Origin of the sequence: Falsihalocynthiibacter sp. BN13B15, assembly GCF_041205415.1 — a bacterium.
Taxonomy (GTDB): Bacteria; Pseudomonadota; Alphaproteobacteria; order Rhodobacterales; family Rhodobacteraceae; genus Falsihalocynthiibacter; species Falsihalocynthiibacter arcticus.
Map to the genome: position 1 here is coordinate 1 of NZ_JBGFCE010000026.1, position 16,387 is coordinate 16,387.

Below are 16,387 nucleotides of genomic sequence, written 5' to 3' on the forward strand. Positions count from 1 at the left end.
TGACCGCCAATCGGTCCTTGACGGATCCGCCCGGGTTGAACGCCTCAAATTTTACGTAAACCTGAACATGGTCTGGTGCAATATTGTTGATGCGCACAGTCGGTGTGTCGCCGATTGTATCTAGGATCGAAGCGTAAAGCTTTCCTCGGCCTTCAGTTGTCCGAATTCCCATTGAGTACCCCCCCTATTACGTATGCAGCCACCCTGAACGGCGTGATGCATCGCCTTGACTAGCACAATATTGTCGCAAAGTCGCCTCCTGCAGGTTTTGACAATTCCACAGATGTCCGCTTGGTCTCGCGGAGCGGCCATCGGTTCCCCTAAATGCAGCGCCCTATTGTCAACGTCCGCTTTGGGAAAGCTGCACTGCAGCATCGGATGGCACGGCCAATGTCCGCAAAGGGCCGTTCTCGACATTGATGGAAAGGGGAAGCGGCCCGAATGCTGCACCATGCACATTTCGACTTAATGGGCGGGATGCGGACATTCGCTGCAAGAGTTCGAATCTCGTGTCAGTATGGTGAAGCAGCCATTCACACTGTTCTGAATCCGCCTATTTTATTTACTACGACGCTCTATCTGAGTCACGAATGACGATATTGAAAATAGATAAGGAATGCGCGCCAGAATAGATGAACCTTTCGACTGGATTATTGAGTGGGATCGTAACACCCATAAAGAGAAGACAGCATCCTTCCAAGCCACGGGGCTTGCTCTCGCTCGCCAATGTTTTACGAGCGAGAGCTCGTCAGGCGTGTGTGACCAAAGCATCTTGCTTTGCCGAGAGATGTTGATTTAAGTGTTTTTACGGTGATTTATCGCCATCCAGACTGCAACCGCAGTGTGCAGCGCGACAGTATGCGCGAGCAACACCCCCCAGTAGTGCTCGATCACGGTGAGGTAGATCAGGAGCATAGCGATGGCCGCATTATAGAGCAGCATGGCCTTGAAAGGCGGGTTTCCGACGACGCCCCGCTCTGGCAAGCATGCAAGCCCGAGGCAAAACAGTGTCAGACCGAACAGACGCGCCACGAGCATTTCGACGCGCTCACCGTCCATAAGCCCACGTGCCTCGGTGAACACCGATGGCGCGAAGTGTCATACGCCGAGCTGGGCAATCCCGAGGATCGCAATCGCCGCGAAGATGACGACGCGCAAGTTTATCTCAGATCGCCGCGACGGCCTTCGCCAGAAGGTCGCGAACCTCGCCCGCGACGGCCGTCAGCTCAGCGCTTTCTACTGCCTGCATCGACGCAACCGGGTCGATGGAGCTGACCTCAATACCGCCATCGACCTCGCGTAGGATGACGTTGCAAGGCAACATCGCGCCCACGCGCGGTTCCATTCCGATGGCTGCGTAGGCCATCTTCGGATTGCAAGCACCGAGAATGCGGTAGGCCGGCATCTCAACATCAAGTTTCTTTTTCATCGTCGCCTTTACGTCAATTTCGGTCAGCACCCCAAAGCCGTTGTCCGCAAGGGCGTTTCGGGTGCGGGCATCGATGTCGTCGAATGTGCTGTCGTTGAACAGGCGATTGATTGTGTAACTCACGGGGCTGCACTCCTTGTGTTGGCTTGTCAGAAGCAGAATTGGCAAGGCGGCACCCGAATTGGCTTTGTTTGATGATTTCAGATGTATCGTTATCAATCTACGCCTGCGTTTCGCTGCAGCATGCTACCGCAATTGGGTATCGCCGCCTTGATCCACATCAGGGCCTGTGCCCCAATTTTCGCATATAACTGGATGCATAACAGGTTGTCCGTATTGATGTCACATAAATGGAGTTACGGAATGGAATTCAAGAACAGGGTAATTGTCCCGAGCGTAGTCGCCGCATTCTGCGTGGCCGCCACGTCGGCGATGGCACAGGTCGGGGAAATCCCGGATCGAAACGGCTTTTACGATCATGGACATGACATGATGTGGGGCAGCAGTCAGTGGGGAGGCTTCGGAATGGTCCTTGGGCCGATTTTCATGATCTTGATCGTGGTCGGGATCGTTGCTGGGATCTTATACCTCCTGCGGCTGTTTGGCATGGCCGGACCTGCTTCCGGCAGCCACGCTGCGCACGACCGTGCTTTGGCGCTTCTTAAGGAACGTTATGCCAAGGGCGAGATCGACTCGACTGAGTTCACTGAGCGCAAGAAGCTGCTCGCTGATTGATCCGCGACACGTTATGTTCTTTCTGGGCAAGCGAGCCTGTTACAAAGCTAGTACTAGGCTCGCCGAGCTTCGGCCTCCTGCTTCAATCAGGCATATCTGGGTCCGACCATCCTGATTCAGAATGGCGAACTGGCCGCAAAAGTGCAGAATTCGCATGATGAACCCATCAGCACGCACTGGCATGGCCTTCTGGTGCCCGGAGAGCATGACGGTGGTAAACTCAGCCGATCGCACCCGGTGAGACATGGTGACCAAAGATGACAGTTGCGCAGGACCCAGCAACCGTCTGGTACCACTCGCATATCCACGAACGCACTGCAGAACAGGTTTATTTCGGACTGGCAGGGGGCATCCACGTGACCGACGGGCAGGACGACGCCCGTGGTTTGCCGTCCACGTACGGGGGTGATGATCTAACGCTTGTTTAGCAGGATCGCCGGTTCGATGGTTCCGGACGTATGGTCTATGACCCGTCCACGATGGATGTGATGCACGGGTTTGCCGAGAACCGGATGCTCGTCAACGGACAAGCAGATGCCACGGCGGTCGTGCCCTGGGGTTGGTGCGTTTGTGCCTGCTCAATGGTTCGAACGCCAGTATTCTTGGTTCAACCGTGGACGGTAAACCCGTCGAAGGTACCTTGAAGGTCAATGAACCCTTCGGCCTCGCCATTGATCAGAAAACCAGACTTGGGTCACCAATAGCGGCACAAACACCTTGACCCGCTTTCCGACCAACGATCCCGCCAATGCCGTAGAATTTGAGGTTGGAAACAGCCCGCATGGCATCGCCATCGACAGCCAAGGCAAGGCTTGCAGCGAAGATTGGCGGCTTAGAAGGCTTAATGTCCGACGATGAGCGCGCGGCCAAAGGTTGGATCGATCTGTGGGACATCGCCGGCAAGTATCCCGCGGCGATGTGTCGATGATCCGACCTGATGGCACGGTTCTTGGTCCCTTTGACGCTGGAAAGAGCATGAACGGGGCTTGGGGCATTTCCGTGGATGGCAATGACAATATATGGGGCTCGAATTCTATGAGCCAATCCATCACCCAGTTGTGCGGTGTGCGCACAGAGACCTGCCCATCGGGTGTTGCCACAGGAGAATCGATTTCACTCCAGAACGGCTACATTGGTGGATTACAAACCATCACGGGTATCGCGCTCGATCCTGCTGGTAATGCTTGGGTAGCCACCCATGAAGGAAGGCTCGATTGGACCTCTTGTTCGAAAATGATCGATTTCATATCCATAGATGATGCTCGACAGCGGATTAGAAAATAAATAGTGTTCGGCAACGAAAAAACGGTCGAAATTCGCACACGGCAGCTTGACGCCGAGCGTCTTTGTGGGGCCGTTGAAACCAGCTCGGAGGTCCCAAGAAGCCTGAACGAAAGACGGGATGCAGTAACAATCAACCCGGGCCACTCGTTGGGGGCAGCCCAATTTTTTGAGTTCAGGGTTTCCAACGAATTCATGGACGACCTGTCGAAATTATTTAAAACCAAGACTGAAAGTATAAATGGGTATGCAAGACAAATTAGTATTTATCGGGGGCCCTCCGCGTTCCGGGACGACGCTGCTTCAACGAATGCTGAATTTGCATCCCCTGATTTATGCTGGGCCAGAGTTTGATTTTGTTCCACCGATCATCAGGCTCCGCAAAAGGATGCTTGCAAGCATTGAATCTGGGAGGATTTCTGAGTTTCTTTCTGAAGATGAACTGGACGAATATTTTAAAAATTTTTTGGGTGGTATGTTGGAAGGGAAGTTGTTGGCTAGCGGAAAGGAAGTGATTTGTGAGAAGTCCCCAGCCAATGCAGAAGTAATGCCAGACATCTTGGACCTCTTTAAAGATTCAAAAGGGATCGTAATACTAAGAGATCCTAAGGATGTAATGGCATCGCTCTTTTCGGTTAGGGATCGCTACGAGGCGAAAGGCAAGCAAGCTCCTCAGTTCACCGTTGACGCAAAAAGTGCTATAATCCGCTATTCTTCGGTGCTCAATCCAACTTTGGAGGCCCTCGAACGGTTCCCACAACGAGTGTGCTTGGTCTTTTATGAAGATTTGGTGGAAAGACCTAAGCAGGCAATATCAGAAGTTCTAGATTTCCTCGGCCTTAGGGAAATCGACGAAGTCTTGGACTTGGGACGCGACGACTTGCTTCAGAAAAGGGATCGAAGCGGAATGTGGCACACCCAAGAGCAGCTCACGCGTTCTATTTCTCAGGCAAGCGTTGGAAAGTGGAAGCATGCAATCACGAACAAAGACCTTGTTGAGCTAGAAGCTGCCTTCGGTGAGGTCAAGTTGCTCAGCAGATACTTCTCAGAACTGGATATCCGCCAAGGATCTGATGACAATTAATTCACCAAAAATGTCATCAACCGTCTAATTTCGTTTCGTCAAAAGCCTTAGCGCATTATCGGTGAAAACTGTGCTTGGGCTGACAACTTGGAGCCAGAAAACTATAGCAACAATTCGTGGACAAGCGTTAAGATCACTGGAGAGGTGAAAACCGTCGACCGGCCTTAAAGTGTTGGGCACCGAGGGGGAAGCACGCATGCCCCTAGATAGGAACATGCATGCTCAAGAACCGATGGGACGTAACCGTCCTTAAAAATCGGCAGTCCGATCATTGATTACGAAGCCATTTTCCATCTCCAGCGTCGTAGGTTTTGTGATCTTGGCTATGACTTTGCGCACATCGATACTCTCAACGGCTTGTGTCTGATATGTCTTGTAATAATACTGAACGTTTTTGGTATCGGAAGCGGACGTCCAGATTGTGTAATCAGTTTGCAGGCTGTCGTCATGACCTTCGCGGACCGCGCCTTTTGGAATGTCAAAAGCGTTGAGGATGTGAAACGCATTGAAGATCGCCTCACTTGCGTCTGCCGCCGGGAGTGTCGTATTTGCGAACGCAACCGCCCTTACAAAACGAGAGGGCGACGTGAAATCGCCTGGAAGTCCAGCCATTCCAGTTCCCTATCCATAGGGCTGCAATGTCTGACGGCCAACCGTGATTTCTGGAAGGTTCTCAGCTTGCAGGCCGATATAGTTGCGCAGGTTGGTCAGGTGCCAATCGTAGGGCGGATTGTTGGTCATAGCATTCACGGTGTTATCGTGGATAGTAAGGCCGTCCACAGTGTATTCGATAACGATCGAAGCGCCGGTAGCATCGGTCACACCGTAATGAAACGGTGCCACGCCCCTGAGCGCGTCAATATGGGTGCCCACGACTTCAATGGTTGGCAGAGCGGCCTTGACCTCGTCTACGGTCGCGAATTGCCCAAGGATCCAGTTGCCCAATTCTTCGGAAGAAACCGCATGGTCGCGATTTGCGTCACTGACGGTACCAAAAACGGCGTCACCGGCGAAATAGAACGCACCGAAATAAAGCCCTTCGGTATTCAAACCGTCGAAAACAATCGGCATGTCGAGACCGTTAGCACCGAGAAACCCATACTTAGCTTCGAATGTGAAGCCCGTTTGATCCTTGTCTAGCACGAGAGTTTCAATGGATGTTCCGGCGGGCACTGCATAGATATTAGATTGGACATCAAACCCAAATTCCATGGTGCGCGCAGGAACCACTGTACCATCCTGCGCGTGCAGCACGATTCCCGTACAGGCAAGAGCGGATTGGGTGCCTAAGGCGAGTATGGCAGCCCCAGCGATCAGGGTCTTAATGCTCTTAAAAACATTATTAGATGTTGTAATTTTCATGTTATTTTTCAAATCCTTAGGTAGTGGTAGTTAATGTGACTTAGGGCTACCTAGGCTTCCCACACTTAGCAAGTTTATAATGCCGACAATCGGCAAGAGATATACAGGCGCTCAGCGCTGCCAACACTAGTACGGTCAGGGAAAACTGCACCCAAAACCTGCAGGTCTTAATCAACTGCTTCTTAAGGTCCTCCAACGAATTGTTTCCGAGTTGACGAGTTCCGTCTGTTGGATACTGCTTCATATTGTTCCACCAAGCTCTACTTAATTTCACGACCTGCCCACCAGAGGCGATCATCGATCATGAAAAAGCCGACAGTTTCATTTTTCGTATGGCTATTGAAGGCGATTGCAAGGATCGCGGTGTTATTGTCTACCCAGTCTTGCGTTGCGTCTCGGCATGCGTCCTTTGAACCATCCGTTTGCGCCCGGCACTCAAGAAATTTCTCTTGATACGTGTTGCGTAATAGTTCCTTATCTTTAGGTATGTCGTGGCCGATGTCAGTGCCGCCGAACTCCATTCCTTCTACAGTTATTTTCCGAAGAGCAAAGTCAACGCCGCCCGTTCTATCGTACAGAATGATGTAATCTCTATAGGCAAAGGGCCCTTCGGCGGACCGAAACATCGTTTTGAATTGCGCAGCGTCTTGGCAACCTTTAGACCAATTACGAAATATGCCCCAACCAACAAAGGTTCATCATGTCCGAAGTCCTTGCGCTTGCTGGCGCGAACCTTTTATCGCCGATTATCTTATCATTTGTGTTGGGCCTTTTGGCCGCGATGGCGCGGTCCGACTTGTCTATTCCCGAGGCTGTGGCGAAAGGCATGTCTATATATCTGCTGTTTGCGATTGGCTTTAAAGGCGGTGCCGCGGTCGCGGATCATGGCGTCGATGCGGCTCTCCTTATGACTGTCGGTGCAGGCGTCCTTCTGTCGTTCGGTCTCCCCCTTCTTGCCTTTGCGTTGCTGAAGATACTCACGGGGTTTTCTCGGTTGGATGCAGCCGCTGTGGCTGCGCATTATGGATCCATAAGTATCGTAACATTTGTGGCTGCAACTTCGGTTCTAGAAGGACGTGCCATCGCTGCCGAGGGATATATGGTCGCTGTCGCCGCTGCTATGGAAGCTCCGGCGATCCTGTCTGCCTTGTGGTTGGTGTCACGCAACGGTTCGGGCGGGAGGATGGAACCGGGCCTGATGCGAGAAATTCTGCTTAATGGCTCTATCGTTTTGCTGGTTGGCAGCTTTGTAATCGGGATGGTGACGGGCGAAAGAGGTTTGACCGAGATTGCACCGTTCATTGTGTCGCCTTTTAAGGGGGTACTTTGCCTGTTCCTGCTGGACATGGGGTTGGTCGCGGGACGCGGGTTAAGGCAGTCGAAAGGTGTCTTGGGCTTAGGCGCGGTGGCATTCGGTATTGTAATGCCACTGGCTGGATCAATGATTGGGCTTGGGATGGGCATGTTGATCGGACTGTCGACTGGTGGCGTGGTGCTATTGATGGTTCTTGCAGCTTCGGCGTCCTACATTGCTGTGCCGGCTGCGATGAGGGTGGCATTGCCTGAGGCGAATCCAGCGATCTATTTGACGTTGTCGCTAGGTGTAACGTTCCCGTTCAATCTGACTTTGGGGATTCCCCTTTATGTGGCTGTAGCCACGCAGCTAACCGGAGGCTGACATGCAGATGCATCCCGCGAAACGCGTTGAAATTGTGATTGAAAAACCATTGGAAGGGCGACTGACTGATGCCCTAACTGAAGCTGGCGTGACGGGCTATACGGTTGTGCCGGTGCGAGGTGGGTCGGGCCGGTCAGGCCCATGGACGCGCGAAGGTCAGATTGGCCGCGCAGGCATGGTCATGGTCATTTGTCTGATTAAGCCGGAGCGGCTAGACGCGCTTCTTGAAGCTGCGTTTGCGGTCGTTGAGCGTCATATTGGTGTGGTTTCTGTTAGCGACACACTCGTCTTAAGGGCTGAACGCTTCTAACCACTCCCTTATACTTCGGCTATGCCCCTAATGTGGGTAAAAAATTTAAGGCGGTCCTTCCCTTGGATTTGGTATGTCAGTGGCCGCCTCCTGCAATAGGGAACATTCGCCGCGCTGCAGGATTTGGGTTAAATGGTCTCAAACCTGCCGTTAGCTGCACCTTACAGCAATGGCAGCATTGGGCCGGAAGCAGAAGTCATTCTCGAAAGCAGTATTCGAAACTAAGTCGCGGAATTTGTCGCTATCATTGCTGCCTAGAACGGACGGCAAGTTGAAGCCAAGTGTAGATATGTACGGACTATCAAGACACTTCCTGTAAATTCTCTAGTTGGGATGGTGGATCAACTTTACATGGACCTTCGGCGCAACAGAATATACCTTGGCGAAGTGAATTTTTATTTTATCGGTGCACAAGGAACTTAAACCCATGCTAACCAGACGCCATTTTGTGATCACTTCTGGTGCGTTATTTTCCGCACCTATCCCAAGCGCGCTGTCGGCTGCTCCAACATCGAATTCCGCGAATTGGGCGGCATGGGATGCACAGGTAACCCCGCCCAATTACGATCCGGCGACATCCAACCCTTGGGGTTTTAACCCGCGCTTCCTGCCGCAAGTTGTTGAGGCTAATGCGGGGCTAACGCCTGGTGACATCCACGTTGATGCTGTTGCTCGCTATATTTACCACATCCGAAGCGACGGCACCGCGATGCGTTATGGCGTGGCAATCGCGCGCGGGAGCCTTTATGAGCCGGGGACATATACCGTCCGACGCAAGGCTAGATGGCCAACTTGGACCCCCACAGCCGCGATGATAAAACGCGATCCGCAATTGTTTGTGCAATACGCCGACGGTCAGGACGGCGGCCCGACGAACCCGCTCGGATCGCGGGCGTTTTATCTATATGTCGGAAATCGCGATACCTATCTTCGTATTCACGGCACGCCTAGCCCTGGTTCTATTGGCGGGCGAGCGAGTTCGGGGTGTGTACGCATGGCGATGCCACACATCAATGATTTGTACGATTTTGTCTCGCCCGGAGTGCAGGCCTATCTCTATCCGCCAGAGGACACAGTTACCGCGCGGAGTTAAACCTCTGGGGAGCGCGTGCAGATCGGACGCCCCTCGTTTGAGCGAAGAGGTAGGAATGTTGTCTCAACGGGGCCAGCATAGCGATAGACATAACACCCATCTGAGTCATTGATCCGTACTTCACTTAGGTCCTGATAAGGAGCGGCGATAGCCACAAGTCCTTCGGGAACATCGCTCATTCGATAATCCACAGGTTGACCGTTGACTGAGGGCTGCGCGCCTTGAAACTCTGTGCACGCTGTAAGCGCAAGCGTCGCGCAGCCAATAACACAAGCCAGAACTTTCATTGCGTAATTCCCTCAAACATTAACTAATTGCCGTAAGTGTACGAAATAACGGCGGCTATTGTCGAGAGGGTGGGGTGGCGCTAACGTTTTCGCGCCGCCGTGAGGGCCGATCCGAGGACACCTTGGCCTTTTTCCTTGGGTATTGGAGCGGGTTTAGCTCTGTTTTTAGGATTGGGTTTTGCATCAGAGTGCCCGCACGGTGCGAATTCGGTGTTGTTAGGTGCGGCTCATGATATTTTGGAAGGCCGATCTGCGACAAACGGAGTTTTCCTGAAGCCATAAATAGTTTCGTTCGGACAATTATTCGCCAAAGCAGTCTTTTGGGCAATCCTTCTTCTACGGACGCTTCGGGCCGAGGCTGTGTGGAAACGCATTTGATTGCGTGATCTGAGGCTCTGCTTTTCTGTCTTTGGCGGTTTTCCACTCCAAGAGCGTGATTTACCCCAAATGGCACCCTATTTGATCGTGCAGGGGCTTTTATAGCAGGCTTCGACAGAGAATTTACGTCAAACGGCTCCATTATGCTCTCAAGATGGCCATCAATGGGGCAATACCGATAATTTTGAGTACCCGTTTGAAGTTATAGACTAGGACGTGCAGGCTCATTTCCGCCGCGACCTTTTCTCGTGTTCGGGTCAGGAAATGGGTGTAGCCCATCCACGCCTTCAATGTTCCAAAGGGATGTTCTACCGTTGATCTGCGGACCCGCATGGCGTCAGGTTTTTCTTCCAGCCTGCGCTCGATGTCATCCAGTACGTCTTCTTGCTCCCAACGTCGGATGCGGCGCAATTTCTCCGTCGTACAGCGCGGCTTAAGATGGCAATTTGAACAGGCCGACAGATGCCGGTAGAAGTTGATGTCGCTCTGACGATCTGACCGGTGGGCACCTTTGGTCAGGGTCTGCCCTGCCGGGCAGATATAAACATCGTTCTGTGCGTCGTAGAGAAAGTCCTGCTTGATGAAGAACCCTCGTTTGGTGCCGCTCGATGTGAGCGGCTTGGGCACATAGGTGGTGATGCCAGTGTTGGCGCACTCAAGCAGCTGTTCGCCGCCATAGTATCCCCGATCTGCGACAACCGTGATCTCTTCGCCGCCAATTGCCAAACGCGCTTGGTTGGCCATCTTCACCAATTGGCCCCGATCACTGCCTGATGATGTCACCTCGTGCGCCACAATCAGGTGATGCTCAACATCAACGGCTGTCTGTACGTTGTAGCCAACAATGCCGCCGCCTCGATGCCTCATGGAGCGTGCGTCAGGGTCGGTCAACGAAACCTGGGCATCTGGTGCGTTTTGCACCTTTGCATCGATGGCTTTCAATTCCTCCATTTGCTCTCTGAGCCTGACGATGCGTTCCTGCAAATGAGCAACCTTAGATGCAGGCAAGGAAGGTTCATTGCGGTCCGCCGCATCCAGCTTGGAAAGATAGCGTTCAATACTGGTTTCAATGCCTGCCATGCGTCGCTTCACTTTGGCAGGCGTGAAGTTCTTATCCCGGTTGTTCACCGCTTTGAACTTGCTGCCATCAATCGCAACACCGTCACCGTTCAAAAGACCGACGTGACGACATAACATCACAAACTGACTGCACACCTTGCGGATTGCTTTGCTGTTATCGCGACGGAAATCCGCAATTGTTTTGAAGTCTGGCGCAAGACGACCGGTCAACCACATCATCTCAACGTTGCGGCCAGTCTCCAGCTCCAACCGGCGGCTCGACTGAATGCGATTGAGATAACCGTAAACATAAATCTTCAGCAGAACCGCCGGATGATAACCGGGCCTTCCGGTCGCGGCTGCGTCGCTAAAACCAATATCGACCAAATCAAGCGCATCAACAAATGCGTCCACGGCACGAACCGGATTATCTTCGCCCACAAAGTCTTCAAGATGATCAGGGAATAGAACCCCTTGATCTCGATCATCGCCCTCCATGAAACGCTTCATCCAACACCTCCTGATTACACAAGAAGATTAGCAGATATATGCGTTTCCACACAGCCTCGGCCGTTCGTGTCATTAAACACTAAGGGCGGAAAACGGGCTTTCGCCGCAAGCGCGAAGTATGATCAGCGAAGCGCCAAAGCGGATCTTTACCGCTCTATAATACCGAACTAGGCCGCAACCGTTAAAAACGGGCGGTTAGCAGGAGTTTGCGCCACTTTGTTGTCGCCAGTGAAAACCAAAGAATACTTTGGCTCTGCTCACTCCGTCCAAATTTAAAACGCAAAAGAAGGCGACCACTTAAATTTATGTCTGACAAGGTCAGCGGTTCGGGTATATCTTAGTCTAGTGTTTTATTTACAATGAATTATGTCAATCGCAGAGTAAAAAGGGTCCAGATCGCGGCGTAAAACTGGTCCACTGACTTCTCGTTTGTCGTGCGCTTTGGCGCGTGTGCTCCCCATTTAGCTAACGCGTGCCAAAGCGCATGTTGGCCCTTGGGCCGACATTGTTCTGATCTTGATGTGTTTTGGTTATTGGCGGCTCTTACGGCTATGTTTGAGCCGGTAACTCTCGCCATTCATCTCCAGGATATGGACGTGATGGGTCAAACGATCCAGCAAAGCGCCTGTGAGCCGTTCGGAACCAAAGACTTCGGTCCACTCATCGAAAGGCAGGTTCGAGGTGATTATAATTGAGCCGCGTTCGTAGCACTGGGATATCACCTCGAAGAGGAGTTCCGCACCAGATTTGCTGAGGGGCACAAATCCCAATTCATCAATGATCAACAGGTTCTGGCTCGTCAGGTGCTTTTGAAGCCGCTGCAATCTCCGCTCATCCTGCGCTTCAATCAGATCATGGACCAGGGCTGCCGCCGTAGTGAAGCGCACTTTCAACCCTCTTTGGCATGCCGCCAACCCAAGCCCCAAAGCAATGTGCGTCTTACCGGTTCCCGATGGGCCGAGGGCGATGATGAGGCCAAGGTTGCTGAGATTGTGCGCCTGATGGCGATGGTCTCCCTCTACAATCGCCAGATTGATATTCTAGCGGCGATTCCAGACGAGCAGGACCGCGCAGACCTCAAGGATGAGTTCGTCGAAGAGCTAGAAGATTCCTGTGATGACGATGCGGGCATGTTGTTGGCTGGAGCCGTCGATCTTGCGGTCAAGGAGACGATGGAAGCATTTGACTGAGATCAAGGAGATCTATTGGAACTTTGGACTAAAGTAAGTGGTGCTCTAAGAGTTTTTTGCTTTGTGCAATTGAAAAATGTCAGTTCGAAGACGCCTATTTTAGCACCATTTCTGTGCCCGATCTCTTTCCTAATAGAGATAATAGCAAAGGAGACCACATATGCTGCTTAAACTGGTAATGAAATCTTTAACTCTAGCCATTTTTACCTCTGGTCTGTCGATCGGAGCGTCGGCCCAAGTCGCATCTGGTGATATTCGGGCCGCACTTGATGCTGACGAATACCCATCGATGTTGAATTCTGTGCCTGTTTCGTTAGAGAATTTTCCAACCGCCGAGACTCATCACATGATGCAGGTTGCCATTGAAAACATCGCGGACATTGGAGATTGGGCGCATGTTCGAGATCTGACTCCGATTGATGCGCAAAACGTCGTCCGGATGAACCGGGACACGCTCTATTCTTCGGTGATTCTTGACCTTTCAACACCGGCGGTTCTGATCAAAAATGATGTTGGCGACCGTTATCAGTCCGTTCTGATCATCAACGAAGGACATTTCGCCCGCAAGGTGATCTATGAGCCTGGAGAATACGAACTAACCCAGGAAGATTTGGGCAGCCGGTATGTGGTCGTGATTGTCAGAACACTCGTGGATGCCGAGGATCCGGAGGATGTTTCAAAGGCGCACGCGGCGCAGGATGCGCTTTCCATTGTGCAGGCAGACAAGGGTCAGTTTGAGGTTCCCAATTGGGACCAGAGCGAATTGGAGTTGATGCGCGACGCCTTGAAGACGCTGGGCCGGTTTTTGCAAGATCGCGACTCGGCTTTTGGCGCAAGCATGGAAGAGGTCGACCCAACAGCGTTTTTGATTTCGTCTGCGGATACGTGGGGGGCTGGAAGCCCGAACATGCTGTTTATCAGAATCGGACCCCGGCGCTGAACGACGGGAAAACGCCCCATGTTCTGACCCTGACCGATGTTCCGTCTGCGCCGAACGCGTTTTGGTCCATCAGCGTCTACAACGCCGACGGATTCTTTCAGAAGAACGAATTCGACAAATACGTGGTCAATAGCCGAAAGGCTGAAACGGATGCGGACGGTAACGTAACCATTCATTTTGGCGGCGACCCATCTCAGCCAAATTTCCTGCCGATCATGGATGACTGGAACTACATGTTGCGGATTTATCTGCCGCAAGAAGCCTACTTTTCAGGATCTTGGACGGCGTCTGAAGCTACACCCGCAAACTAATATTTACCTTCCCAGAATGGGATCGACAAAACGCAATTCTAACACCCTTGGGACGGCTGCGGTGTAAGCCCAGTCAAGCAAGACACACACCAAGAAGGACCTTTCTATGCCAAAATTTTTTTTCCACACAGTCCCGACCCTCGCAACTTTCTTCGTTGTTTCTTTCATTGGTAGTAGTGCCTTGTCCCAGTCGACAAGCGCCACGCTGGACGCCCTTGTCGATAGCAGGGAAATCCCGGTCACGGTTGATAATTTTGTCCGCGCCGCAACGGATGTAGAGCTTGGAAAATACGTCTCACTGGCCGGTGGGGTAAACCAATTCTTCCATTTTCGAGCGCCAACCCCGGTGGAAGACCAACCGACCATCCGCATGAACCGCGACACACTGTATAGCACAGCCGTAGTCGATATTAGCGAGGGCGCAACCCTGACGTTGCCCGATGTGGGGGACCGCTACATGACCGCGATGATTGTTAATCAGGACCACTATATCAACGATGTCTTTTTCGGCGGCGGCACTTATACGTTGGACACAAAGACATTCGACACACCCTACGTCATCGTTTTCATGCGGGTTCTTGTCGACGCAGCCGACCCCGAGGATGTTGCCGCGGTGAACGCGATTCAGGATGGCATGACGATCAATGCCGCCTCCTCCAAACCTTTCGTCACACCGGATTACGACAAAGATAGCCTCGATGCGATAATTTCCACGACCTTGGGCTTGGGCCCGTTTGTGCCCGACAGTTTTCACATGTTCGGCTCCAAAGATAAGGTTGAAGCCGTGCGCCATTTCCTCGGCACGGCTGGCGGCTGGGGTGGCTTGCCCGAGGCCGAAGCATTCTATCTGAGTGTTGAACCCGGTCTGCCTGTTGGAGCTTACAGAATCGAGGTCCCCGCGGACGTCCCTGTGGAGGCGTTCTGGTCCATCAGCCTCTACAATTCGGGCGGCTTCTTCGAGCCAAATGCCCTTGATGCCTACAACATCAATTCGGTCACTGGGGAGCGCAACGACGACGGTAGCATGACCGTGCATTTGGGTGGCTGCGACGACGGCGGGATCAACTGCCTTCCGATCATGGAGGACTGGAATTATACCGTGCGCCTCTATCGTCCGGCGCCTGAAATTCTCGACGGAAGCTGGAGTTTCCCTGCCGCCCAGCCTGTGAATTGATTAAGTGCAAAAGGAAATGACTATGAAAGCTTTACTAACCCTCGCGCTTTGCGCACCGACGCTGGCTTTTGCCGAAAGCGTCACAGTCGAAACCTTTGTGCGCGCCGAAAGCGATCACATGATCCGGGCGCAAATGGAATCCTTTGGTGTAGATTTCGGGGAGATCACCCATGTGCGCGACCCCATCACGCCAGGCAACCAAAGCGTCATTCGGATGAATCAGGACACGCTTTATTCCGCGACCCTGCTGGATCTGTCTGAACCGGTAGAGATTACCCTGCCCGAAGTGGGCGGGCGCTATCAGTCCATGCATGTGATCAGTCAGGATCACTACCTGTTCGCCGAGGCACAGCCCGGAACCTATAAGCTGACTGAAGAAGAGGTCGGCACCCGCTTTGCCATCGTGGCCTTCCGCACTTTTGCTGACGTCACAGATACTGACGACATCGCAAAGGCCAATACCGCGCAGGACGCGATAGAGCTTCGCGGTGGGGGGAACGGACCATTCGAGGCGCCTGACTGGGATCAGGACGACCTCGCCGTGGCCCGCAAGGCGTTGAACGACATTGCCGTCCTTGGCTTTGATGCAAGTTATGCGTTTGGTCGCAAGGACGAGACTCGCCCGGTTGACCACCTTGTCGGCGCCGCCGCAGGTTGGGGCGGCCTGCCGCGCACCGCAGCGTCTTATGTTTTTGTCAGCGTGGCCGCCAACGACGGCAACACCCCGCACGCGGTGACGGTCAAGGACGTGCCGGTGGACGCGTTCTGGTCCATTACCGTCTACAACGCCGACGGTTATTTGGAGGCTAATGATATGGGTGTGAACAGCTATAACAACTTCACAGCCAAGCCAAACGATGACGGGTCCTTCACGCTCCATTTTGGCGACTGCGAAGATGGGCGGTTGAACTGCATCCCCATCACGCAAGGCTGGAACTACGCCACCCGCCTTTATGAGCCCCGGGAAGAGATCCTCGACGGAAGCTGGACCTTCCCAGAATTCGATCAGATCGACTAAAATTAGTGCAACCACCGCGTGAAACCTTACTGAAGGGATCAGCCTTGTTTCACACGGTGGTTTGGGACACAAAACTGACTTGCATCACCACTTGGAAAACTCCCTTTCGCAGAGCCGCTCAAAGTCTGGGTGCATAAATCCAGAAATCCTAACACGCACCTACCCTGAGGGTCTGAATTTGACCACAATCGCTTTTCGCTTCAGCTACGATGCTCTGAATCCCGTCATTGAGGATGGGTGCGGAGAATAGGCACTTTGTCTGCTCAGCAGACCTTGGCGCCCACCGCAGCGAATATCCGGTTTCCGCCCCTTAATCCCATTTATGGCTGGACCATACAACTTCGCCGACCACGTTTTCCGATATAGCAATCATGTCGTCGCCCATACGGTGTTCCGTCTGTTAGTTGACAAGAATAACTGCAGTAGACAGAGGTGGTCCTAAGTTTTCGACCAGTTTGCAGCCTAGTTAAGGTGGATCAGGGTTTCATGTCAGGCTGCTACTCTCATTGGTTCTGTTTTGTTGGCATAGGCCTCGTCGGGGGGCAAGA

At 52.7% G+C, this 16,387-nt stretch carries 17 protein-coding genes and 4 pseudogenes; 12 read left to right on the plus strand and 9 right to left on the minus strand.

From position 1 onward, the window contains the following. From AB9F26_RS21225 to AB9F26_RS21235, 3 genes and pseudogenes are all read right to left on the minus strand, one after another. Positions 1-172, minus strand: a pseudogene (locus AB9F26_RS21225) (cysteine synthase); the annotation flags it as partial. Between the two features lie 623 nt (positions 173-795). Beyond that, entirely contained in the window at positions 796-1,059 is a 264-nt protein-coding gene (locus tag AB9F26_RS21230) for a hypothetical protein (RefSeq protein ID WP_369769026.1), read from the minus strand. Between the two features lie 106 nt (positions 1,060-1,165). Beyond that, positions 1,166-1,552 carry a DUF302 domain-containing protein gene (locus tag AB9F26_RS21235; protein WP_335585902.1) on the minus strand — a complete coding sequence of 129 codons (387 nt, stop codon included), beginning with the start codon at positions 1,550-1,552 and terminating at the stop codon, positions 1,166-1,168. A gap of 216 nt (positions 1,553-1,768) precedes the next feature. On the opposite strand from AB9F26_RS21235, the gene AB9F26_RS21240 reads away from it, so the two are divergent. Both AB9F26_RS21240 and AB9F26_RS21245 read left to right on the plus strand, forming a co-directional pair. After that, positions 1,769-2,164, plus strand: coding sequence for an SHOCT domain-containing protein (locus AB9F26_RS21240; RefSeq protein ID WP_369769027.1), 396 nt, complete (start codon positions 1,769-1,771; stop codon positions 2,162-2,164). Between the two features lie 129 nt (positions 2,165-2,293). Further along, a pseudogene (locus tag AB9F26_RS21245) lies at positions 2,294-2,592 on the plus strand (multicopper oxidase domain-containing protein). 247 nt (positions 2,593-2,839) lie between these two features. Here AB9F26_RS21245 and AB9F26_RS21250 read toward each other — a convergent pair. Beyond that, positions 2,840-3,058, minus strand: a complete 219-nt coding sequence (locus AB9F26_RS21250) for a hypothetical protein (RefSeq protein WP_369769028.1) — start codon at positions 3,056-3,058, stop codon at positions 2,840-2,842. A gap of 30 nt (positions 3,059-3,088) precedes the next feature. Here AB9F26_RS21250 and AB9F26_RS21255 point away from each other — a divergent pair, with 30 nt between their 5' ends. Next, on the plus strand, positions 3,089-3,448 hold the full coding sequence (locus tag AB9F26_RS21255; protein ID WP_369769029.1) for a hypothetical protein: 360 nt from the start codon (positions 3,089-3,091) through the stop codon (positions 3,446-3,448). 238 nt (positions 3,449-3,686) lie between these two features. Continuing rightward, positions 3,687-4,529 carry a sulfotransferase gene (locus AB9F26_RS21260; RefSeq protein ID WP_369769030.1) on the plus strand — a complete coding sequence of 281 codons (843 nt, stop codon included), beginning with the start codon at positions 3,687-3,689 and terminating at the stop codon, positions 4,527-4,529. Between the two features lie 249 nt (positions 4,530-4,778). Here AB9F26_RS21260 and AB9F26_RS21265 read toward each other — a convergent pair. Together AB9F26_RS21265 and AB9F26_RS21270 are read right to left on the minus strand one after the other, a co-directional pair. Beyond that, a pseudogene (locus AB9F26_RS21265) lies at positions 4,779-5,891 on the minus strand (linear amide C-N hydrolase). A gap of 260 nt (positions 5,892-6,151) precedes the next feature. Then, a complete protein-coding gene (locus AB9F26_RS21270; RefSeq protein WP_369769031.1) occupies positions 6,152-6,412 on the minus strand; it encodes a hypothetical protein in 261 nt (86 codons plus the stop codon). Positions 6,413-6,591: 179 nt separating this feature from the next. On the opposite strand from AB9F26_RS21270, the gene AB9F26_RS21275 reads away from it, so the two are divergent. The 3 genes from AB9F26_RS21275 to AB9F26_RS21285 all read left to right on the plus strand — a co-directional run bounded on the left by AB9F26_RS21275 (position 6,592) and on the right by AB9F26_RS21285 (position 8,972). After that, entirely contained in the window at positions 6,592-7,569 is a 978-nt protein-coding gene (locus AB9F26_RS21275; protein WP_335585908.1) for a sodium-dependent bicarbonate transport family permease, read from the plus strand. Between the two features lies 1 nt (position 7,570). Next, positions 7,571-7,879 carry a DUF3240 family protein gene (locus AB9F26_RS21280; protein ID WP_335585909.1) on the plus strand — a complete coding sequence of 103 codons (309 nt, stop codon included), beginning with the start codon at positions 7,571-7,573 and terminating at the stop codon, positions 7,877-7,879. 427 nt (positions 7,880-8,306) lie between these two features. Then, positions 8,307-8,972, plus strand: coding sequence for a L,D-transpeptidase (locus AB9F26_RS21285; protein WP_369769032.1), 666 nt, complete (start codon positions 8,307-8,309; stop codon positions 8,970-8,972). On the opposite strand, the gene AB9F26_RS21290 is transcribed toward AB9F26_RS21285, so the two are convergent. The 3 genes and pseudogenes from AB9F26_RS21290 to AB9F26_RS21300 all read right to left on the minus strand — a co-directional run. Beyond that, positions 8,969-9,259: a hypothetical protein gene (locus tag AB9F26_RS21290; RefSeq protein WP_369757001.1), complete on the minus strand. Its 291-nt coding sequence runs from the start codon at positions 9,257-9,259 to the stop codon at positions 8,969-8,971. The two genes, AB9F26_RS21285 and AB9F26_RS21290, sit on opposite strands and share 4 nt — an antisense overlap. A gap of 519 nt (positions 9,260-9,778) precedes the next feature. Continuing rightward, complete coding sequence (locus AB9F26_RS21295) at positions 9,779-11,206, minus strand: IS1182 family transposase (protein WP_369769033.1); 1,428 nt, start codon at positions 11,204-11,206, stop codon at positions 9,779-9,781. A gap of 530 nt (positions 11,207-11,736) precedes the next feature. Further along, positions 11,737-12,177 (minus strand): annotated as a pseudogene (locus AB9F26_RS21300) (ATP-binding protein); the annotation flags it as partial. Between AB9F26_RS21300 and AB9F26_RS21305 the strand changes: the two are divergent. From AB9F26_RS21305 to AB9F26_RS21325, 5 genes are all read left to right on the plus strand, one after another. Continuing rightward, positions 12,139-12,396, plus strand: a complete 258-nt coding sequence (locus tag AB9F26_RS21305; RefSeq protein WP_369769034.1) for a hypothetical protein — start codon at positions 12,139-12,141, stop codon at positions 12,394-12,396. The pseudogene AB9F26_RS21300 and the gene AB9F26_RS21305 sit on opposite strands and share 39 nt — an antisense overlap. A gap of 160 nt (positions 12,397-12,556) precedes the next feature. Beyond that, complete coding sequence (locus AB9F26_RS21310) at positions 12,557-13,336, plus strand: DUF1254 domain-containing protein (RefSeq protein WP_369769035.1); 780 nt, start codon at positions 12,557-12,559, stop codon at positions 13,334-13,336. Further along, positions 13,282-13,647, plus strand: a complete 366-nt coding sequence (locus AB9F26_RS21315) for a DUF1214 domain-containing protein (protein WP_369769036.1) — start codon at positions 13,282-13,284, stop codon at positions 13,645-13,647. Before AB9F26_RS21310 ends, AB9F26_RS21315 begins: the two co-directional genes overlap by 55 nt. A gap of 106 nt (positions 13,648-13,753) precedes the next feature. After that, complete coding sequence (locus AB9F26_RS21320; protein ID WP_369769037.1) at positions 13,754-14,821, plus strand: DUF1214 domain-containing protein; 1,068 nt, start codon at positions 13,754-13,756, stop codon at positions 14,819-14,821. A 22-nt stretch (positions 14,822-14,843) separates the two neighbouring features. Further along, a complete protein-coding gene (locus AB9F26_RS21325) occupies positions 14,844-15,839 on the plus strand; it encodes a DUF1254 domain-containing protein (protein WP_369757844.1) in 996 nt (331 codons plus the stop codon). Positions 15,840-16,387 lie beyond the last annotated feature (548 nt).

What these genes read in the sequence shown, in the direction of transcription:
- AB9F26_RS21230 (WP_369769026.1), bottom strand. Translation starts at nt 1,059, where the DNA reads ATGGACGGTGAGCGCGTCGAAATGCTCGTGGCGCGTCTGTTCGGTCTG.
- AB9F26_RS21240 (WP_369769027.1), top strand. Translation starts at nt 1,769, where the DNA reads ATGTCACATAAATGGAGTTACGGAATGGAATTCAAGAACAGGGTAATT.
- AB9F26_RS21250 (WP_369769028.1), bottom strand. Translation starts at nt 3,058, where the DNA reads ATGTCCCACAGATCGATCCAACCTTTGGCCGCGCGCTCATCGTCGGAC.
- AB9F26_RS21255 (WP_369769029.1), top strand. Translation starts at nt 3,089, where the DNA reads ATGATCCGACCTGATGGCACGGTTCTTGGTCCCTTTGACGCTGGAAAG.
- AB9F26_RS21260 (WP_369769030.1), top strand. Translation starts at nt 3,687, where the DNA reads ATGGGTATGCAAGACAAATTAGTATTTATCGGGGGCCCTCCGCGTTCC.
- AB9F26_RS21270 (WP_369769031.1), bottom strand. Translation starts at nt 6,412, where the DNA reads ATGGAGTTCGGCGGCACTGACATCGGCCACGACATACCTAAAGATAAG.
- AB9F26_RS21275 (WP_335585908.1), top strand. Translation starts at nt 6,592, where the DNA reads ATGTCCGAAGTCCTTGCGCTTGCTGGCGCGAACCTTTTATCGCCGATT.
- AB9F26_RS21280 (WP_335585909.1), top strand. Translation starts at nt 7,571, where the DNA reads ATGCAGATGCATCCCGCGAAACGCGTTGAAATTGTGATTGAAAAACCA.
- AB9F26_RS21285 (WP_369769032.1), top strand. Translation starts at nt 8,307, where the DNA reads ATGCTAACCAGACGCCATTTTGTGATCACTTCTGGTGCGTTATTTTCC.
- AB9F26_RS21290 (WP_369757001.1), bottom strand. Translation starts at nt 9,259, where the DNA reads ATGAAAGTTCTGGCTTGTGTTATTGGCTGCGCGACGCTTGCGCTTACA.
- AB9F26_RS21295 (WP_369769033.1), bottom strand. Translation starts at nt 11,206, where the DNA reads ATGAAGCGTTTCATGGAGGGCGATGATCGAGATCAAGGGGTTCTATTC.
- AB9F26_RS21310 (WP_369769035.1), top strand. Translation starts at nt 12,557, where the DNA reads ATGCTGCTTAAACTGGTAATGAAATCTTTAACTCTAGCCATTTTTACC.
- AB9F26_RS21320 (WP_369769037.1), top strand. Translation starts at nt 13,754, where the DNA reads ATGCCAAAATTTTTTTTCCACACAGTCCCGACCCTCGCAACTTTCTTC.
- AB9F26_RS21325 (WP_369757844.1), top strand. Translation starts at nt 14,844, where the DNA reads ATGAAAGCTTTACTAACCCTCGCGCTTTGCGCACCGACGCTGGCTTTT.